We start from the raw sequence: 6331 nt of genomic DNA, 5'->3' as shown, positions 1-6331 counted from the left end.
ATCCAACAACAACCCACCCACAACCGGACGAGACGTGTCGTTCCACGACTCGAGCACCAAAGCACGCTCAGACACAGTCATGACCTCGACGTCACCGACCGCTGAACCGGGATCTGCGACCATCGCGCGCAGTATGCGGACAAACCGATCGGTGAAGGCGGACATGGTCGAGGCATCGAACAGATCCGTAGCGTAGAGCCAGGACAGCGCGATCCCTGCGGCATCCCCCGACTCGTTTTCCCGTGGAGCTGCGGTCAATTGCAAATCGAACTTCGCGATGTCGACGCCCGCGTCGAATCCTGAGACACGCAGTCCGGGCAATTCCAGTGCGTCGTCGGCCATGTTCTGGAAGAACAGCGCAACTTGGAACAACGGGTGGTGCGCTTGGGATCGTGCCGGGTCGAGCACTTCGACAAGCCGCTCGAATGGCACATCGGCGTTGGCAAAAGCCCCCAGATCGATGTCACGCACATGGTCGAACAAATCGGAGAAGCTTGCTCCTGGATTCACGGCCGTGCGTAACACCAGGGTGTTTACGAACATGCCGATCAGATCGTCGAGTTCGGGTTCCCCTCGTCCAGAGATTGGTGAACCGATCGCCACGTCACCGCTGCCGCTCGACCTTGCCAACAGGACCGCCAGCGCCGCATGGACGACCATGAACAGTGACACGTTGTGGTCAAGTGCGAGTTGCTCCAGGGCACTGTGCAATTCAGCGTCCACGTCCGAACGGTGGACGCCGCCTCTGGTGGAGAGAATTGAGGGTCGTGGACGGTCGGCCGGGAGTTCGATCTTCTCCGGCAGGTCTCGCAAGGTCGTCTTCCAGTACGCGAGCTGCTCGGACATCAACGATGTCGGATCGGAATCCACGCCGAGAACCTCACGCTGCCACATCGCGAAGTCTGCGTACTGCACCGGCAGCGGTGTCCACTCCGGACTCCGGCCGTCCACACGCGCAAGGTAGGCGAACGCAACGTCCCGAACCAACGGCGCTACGGAAACGCCGTCCGCTGAAATGTGGTGAACGACCATCGCCAGGACGTACTCGGACGGATCCGTCTGGAAAAGCTTGACCCGCAACGGAACTGCCGAGCTGACGTCGAATCCGGCGGTAACGAGCGCCAACAGTTCGCCGAGAAGTGCCGAATCGGCCAACGGAACGGGATCGAGGTCGATGTCTGCGGTCGATTCCGGCAGAATTTGCTGATAGCCCACACCGTCGATTCCTGGGTAGACAGTACGAAGGACTTCGTGCCGAGCTAGGACGTCACCGACCGCTGAGGCGAGCGCAACCGTGTCAAGCTCACCACTCAGGCGGAGGACGATCGGAATGTTGTTGACAGCAGATTCGGAATCGAACTGGCTCAGGAACCACATCCGTTGCTGCGCCAGCGACAACGGCACATGTTCCGGACGAATCACCGGCGCAAGCTGTACTCTGGCGGACCCCTCCGCCTCGGCTTCGATTCGGGCAGCCAATGCTTCGACCGTCGATACCTCGAAGAGGGTTTTCACCTGAATGCGTGTCCCGAACGCAGCTCCGAGACGTCCAGCCAGCCTTGCTGCAACAAGTGAGTTGCCGCCGAGTTCGAAGAAGTCGTCTTCGGCACCGACCCTCTCGACTCCGAGCAGGTCGGCGAAGGCCGCTGCCACGAGTACCTGTGCAGGCGTTGATGGTTCGCGGTACGCACGCGAGATGAAGATCGGCTCGGGAAGGCTGCCGGTGTCCAACTTACCCACAGGGGTGAGAGGAATCCGGTCGATGACCATGATCGATGCAGGCACCATGTGGCGAGGAAGAACGGCCCGAGCGCTGGCGGTCAACGAGTCTGGGTCCAGGTCGACGTCGGCATTCGCCATGACATACGACACCAGCGCGGCGTCACCTGAGGAACCGGTGATCGCAACGGTGGCGACGAAGTCGACTCCGGGTTGAGCGGCAAGGACGGCATCGATCTCGCCCAGTTCGATCCGGAAGCCGCGAATCTTGACCTGTGAGTCCCCCCGCCCGAGATATTCGAGGTCGCGCTCACCACTGGTCTGATCGGTGGCTCCGCCATCGCCGCCGGTGCGGATCCACCGCACGGTATCGCCGGTCCGGTAGAGCCGCTCCCCGGCGCCGCCGAACGGATTTGCGACAAAACTTGCCGCAGTAGTTGCGGACAGGCCGTTGTACCCGCGGGCAAGGTGGGTGCCCGACAGGTAGAGTTCGCCGGCGGTTCCGGTGGCGACCGGCTGAAGTCGAGAATCGAGGACGAACACGCCGACACCACGGACGGGACCACCGATCGTCACGGGACGATCGACGGTCAACTCGGCGATGTTGCTGGCGACGGTGGCTTCCGTGGGTCCGTATGCGTTGAAGAACCGTCGGCCGGGTGCCCAGGTGGACAGCAGCGCGGGTGAACACGCTTCACCGCCGACGACCACCACGGCGAGATTGTCGAACTGGTGGGCGCCGTCAACGAAAATCGAACCCAGCGCTGCCGGGGTCACAAACGCGTGCGTGATCTTTTCCGACACCAGAAGTTCCGCGAGTTCGTCGCCGCCGAACATGTCCGGACGCGCGATCACCATCGTCGAGCCTGCACCGACGGCGAGCAGCAGTTCGAGCACGGAAGCGTCGAAACTCGGCGAAGCAAAATGCAGTGTCCGCGACGTAGAGGTGAGCGCATACCGTTCGACCTGTTCCGCACACAGGTCTGAAAGCCCGGCGTGGGTGACGACGACGCCCTTGGGCCGTCCTGTCGACCCCGAGGTGTAGATCACGTATGCCGGATGATCCACGCGAAGGGTTCGAACGCGTTCGGTATACGACACCGGATCCGGGGAGATACCGGACAACTCGGCCGTCAACACGTCGCCGTCCACTTCCAGCCATTGGACGCTGCGAGGAAGGTCGATAGCGTACGCGGCCGTGGTCAGCCCTATCGAGGCTGCAGAATCGGTGATCATGTGTTCGACGCGGTCTGCAGGATAGCTGGGATCGACCGGCACGAAAGCTGCGCCGGTCTTGGCCACCGCCCACACCGCACAGACCGACTCGACGGAGCGGGGAATCGACACCGCCACCCGGTCCTCCGGCCCGATTCCGCGGCTGATGAGCAACCGAGCCAGACGCGAGGACAGCGCGTCCACTTCGGCATAAGTGAGGGTTTGACCCCCGAATGTGATCGCCGGTGCTGCTGGGTTGAGGTCTACTGCAGCTGCGAGTAACTGAGGCAGCAATGGCACCCGCGCGCGCCTGGTGCGTGCCGGTCGTTCGTTCCTGCCGGCGCGAGATGTCTTCCGCCGGGTCGCGTCGTCAGTACTCATACGACCGCCACCTGCGGTCGAACGGTGTGTACGGAGACCCAACGCTGCATCGAGCAACTCACCTTCGCGTCATACTTCTGAACTGTCACTACCGGTCTGTCCAGACTGGACGCCGGGGAACCCACAATTGCATCAGTGGGCTCCCCCAACACATCCAACCCCTACCGCCCATTGTTACAGCCGGTAACACCGATCCGGGCAACGGCACGATCACCTATGAATTCGGCCACTGGCACGGTCGCCGACGGAGCCCGATCTCACCACCCGAGTAGTTCGCCCGTTGCGAGGACGTACTCGAGATCGGGTAAGTCGGTTCGATCGACGGCCGAGCGGACCTCGTCCGGAAGCACCACATGCGTCACCCAGTCGTCAGCAAGTGAGTCTTCGATTGCCTCGTCGTCACCGAGAATGACGACAGCCGCTCCGGCTGACGCCGCCAGGAGGACCGCGACCGAGTGCTCCGGCGAGCCGACCGCGCCGGCGAATGCCAACCTCGACTCGAAGTCGACGGAATACCGCTTACGCAGCGCCGCCAGAGAGTCCGACAGGGCGCCGTACGTCAGCACTCGGTCACCGTCGACGATCGCCGGATCGTCCGCCATTGTCGACCGGGCGCGATCGACGTAGCTGATCGGACGATCCGACATCGTCGCCAGCCGAGACTCGATCTCCGGTGACGTCAAGAGCAGCGTCGAGGTGTCGGAGTCATTCGACAGGGTCAGGCTTGCCGGATCCGACGGATGCGCCCCGGTAACGGCTGCGCCGGTCTTCACCACAGACCAGTAGGCGATCACGGCATCGACACCACCACCGATGGAGATCGCAGTGCCGGGACCTGCACCTTCCTCGATGAGCAGGCGAGCCAGACGCGAAGACTTCGCGTCGAGTGCCGCGTAAGCGGTCTCCTCGCCGTCTGTTACCACCGCAGGCGCGTCCGGGTCGCTTTCCACGACGGAGGCGAGCAACTGAGGCAGCAACGTCGTGCTCGCGACTGCGCTGGCTTCGCGAACGCCGTCGGCGACCTCGGACTTCTCCATGTCGGTCAGCAGATCGAGATCGCCGACCTGCCTGGTCGGATCGTCGGTGACCTGCTCGAGTACACGAACGAACCGCTGTGCGAACGACTCGACCGTGGTCTTGTCGAACAGGTCCTCGGAATACAGCCACAGGCCGGAGAGTCCGAGGCCGTCCGCTGCGGTGGTCAGGGTGAGCTGAAGGTCGAACTTCGTGGTCAGGACTCCGCTGTCGACGGCGCCTATGGTCAGGTCTGCCAATGCAAACTCGGTCTGGGCGGTCGGTTCCAGCGACAGGACGATTTGGAACAGGCCCCCCGCCCGAGGCGGCAGCGCCTCCACGATTTCCTCGTAAGGAACATCGGCTTCGCCGAACGCGGCCAGGTCGACGTCGCGCACATGCGAAACGAGATCCTCGAAGCGTGCACCGGCATCGACCGTGGTGCGAAGCGCGAGTGTGTTGACGAACATACCGACGAGATCGTCGAGGGCGCGCTCGCCCCTGCCGCCGACAGCGGTACCGATCGCGAAGTCGGAGCCTCCACCCAACCTCGAGATCAGGACCGCCAGTGCGGCGTGGATTGTCATGAACACCGTGGCGTTCTTTGCTCGGGCGATGTCGCTCAGTCGCGAGTGGACATCAGCGTCGACGGTGAACTGGACTGCCCCCGCTGCGGCGGACTGCACCACGGGACGCGGTCGGTCTGTCGGCAAGCCGACATCGGTAGGCAGATCGTCGAGCGCTGTGCGCCAGAAGTCGAGTTGGCGCGCGGCGATCGTTCCCGCGTCATCTACCGATCCCAGTACGTCGCGTTGCCACAGCGCGAAGTCTGCGTACTGCACTTGGAGTGGGCTCCACGACGGTGCACTGCCCCGGGTACGCGCTTCGTAGGCCACCATCACGTCGCGGGCCAGTGGCCCCATCGACTGCCCGTCGGCCGCGATGTGATGCGCGACGAGTACGAACACGTACTGATCTTCTCCGATCTGGAGAAGATCAGTACGTACCGGAACCTCCGATGACACATCGAATCCGGCGGTCGTCGATTCGACTACCTTCGTGTACATCTGCGCGCCGTCGTGGACCGCTGTCGGTTCCCCGAACATGGGCACGAGGTCGGCGCCGACGATCCGCTGCACCGGCCCCAGCCCGTCGGACGGGTAAAGCGTTCGCAGTGACTCGTGGCGCGAGATCACGTCACGCAGAGCAAATTTCAGCGCGTCGACGTCCAACTGCCCGGCCAGACGCAGCGCCATCGGGATGTTGTAGGTCGAGGCGTCGGTGTCCATCTGGTTGAGCACCCACATACGCTGCTGCGCCAGTGACAGCGGAATGCGCTCGGGGCGATCTTGGGCAACGAGCTGCTTTCGCGAACCGGTTCCGACGTGGACTTCGATCGCGCTCGAGAGTTCTTCGACTGTCCGGGTGTCGAACAGAGTCCGTACGGGGACTACGGCGTCGAGGGATCGGCTCAGTCGTGCCGCCGCCCGGGTCGCGATCAATGAGTTACCACCGAGTTCGAAGAACTCGTCGTCGAGTCCGACCTGAGGAACCTCCAGCAATTCGGCGAATACCGTCGCCACGGCCTTCTCGGTGTCGGACACCGGCGCTCGATATTCGGCGGAAGCGAAGACGGGTGCAGGCAGCCGAGCGGAGTCGAGCTTCCCGTTCACCGTGAGGGGCAAGGCGTCCAACAACACTGTCGCGTCGGGAACCATGTAGCCGGTGAGGAAGTCGGCCGCACTTGTGCTGACCGTGCTCGCGTCGAGGTCCGAACCGGCTTCGGGCACGACGTACGCGATGAGCCGATCGCCCAGATCTGCGTCCTTGCGGACGACGGCCACGGCACGGGCGACACCACCGACTCGGAGCAGGGCCGTTTCGACCTCGCCGAGTTCGATCCGGAAACCTCGAAGCTGAACCTGCGAATCGGAACGCCCCAGGTATTCGAGCTGGCCGGCGCGGTTCCAGCGCGCCACATCACCGCTTCGGTACATCGACT

The 6331-nt window shown here is 63.4% G+C and carries 2 protein-coding genes; both read right to left on the bottom strand.

What is annotated here, in order from left to right:
• Positions 1-3315 (bottom strand): non-ribosomal peptide synthetase (locus A2J01_RS23910; protein WP_156519378.1); only part of this gene is annotated, 3315 nt, incomplete at its 3' end.
• 257 nt (positions 3316-3572) lie between these two features.
• On the bottom strand, positions 3573-6331 hold a 2759-nt coding region (locus tag A2J01_RS23905; protein WP_156519377.1), incomplete at its 5' end, for a condensation domain-containing protein.

It is taken from the genome of Rhodococcus sp. EPR-134, from assembly GCF_001647205.1.
In the GTDB taxonomy this organism is placed as follows: Bacteria; Actinomycetota; Actinomycetes; order Mycobacteriales; family Mycobacteriaceae; genus Rhodococcus_F; species Rhodococcus_F qingshengii.
Note: the sequence above shows the minus strand (reverse complement) of the source record. Positions and strands in the feature narration are given on the sequence as shown.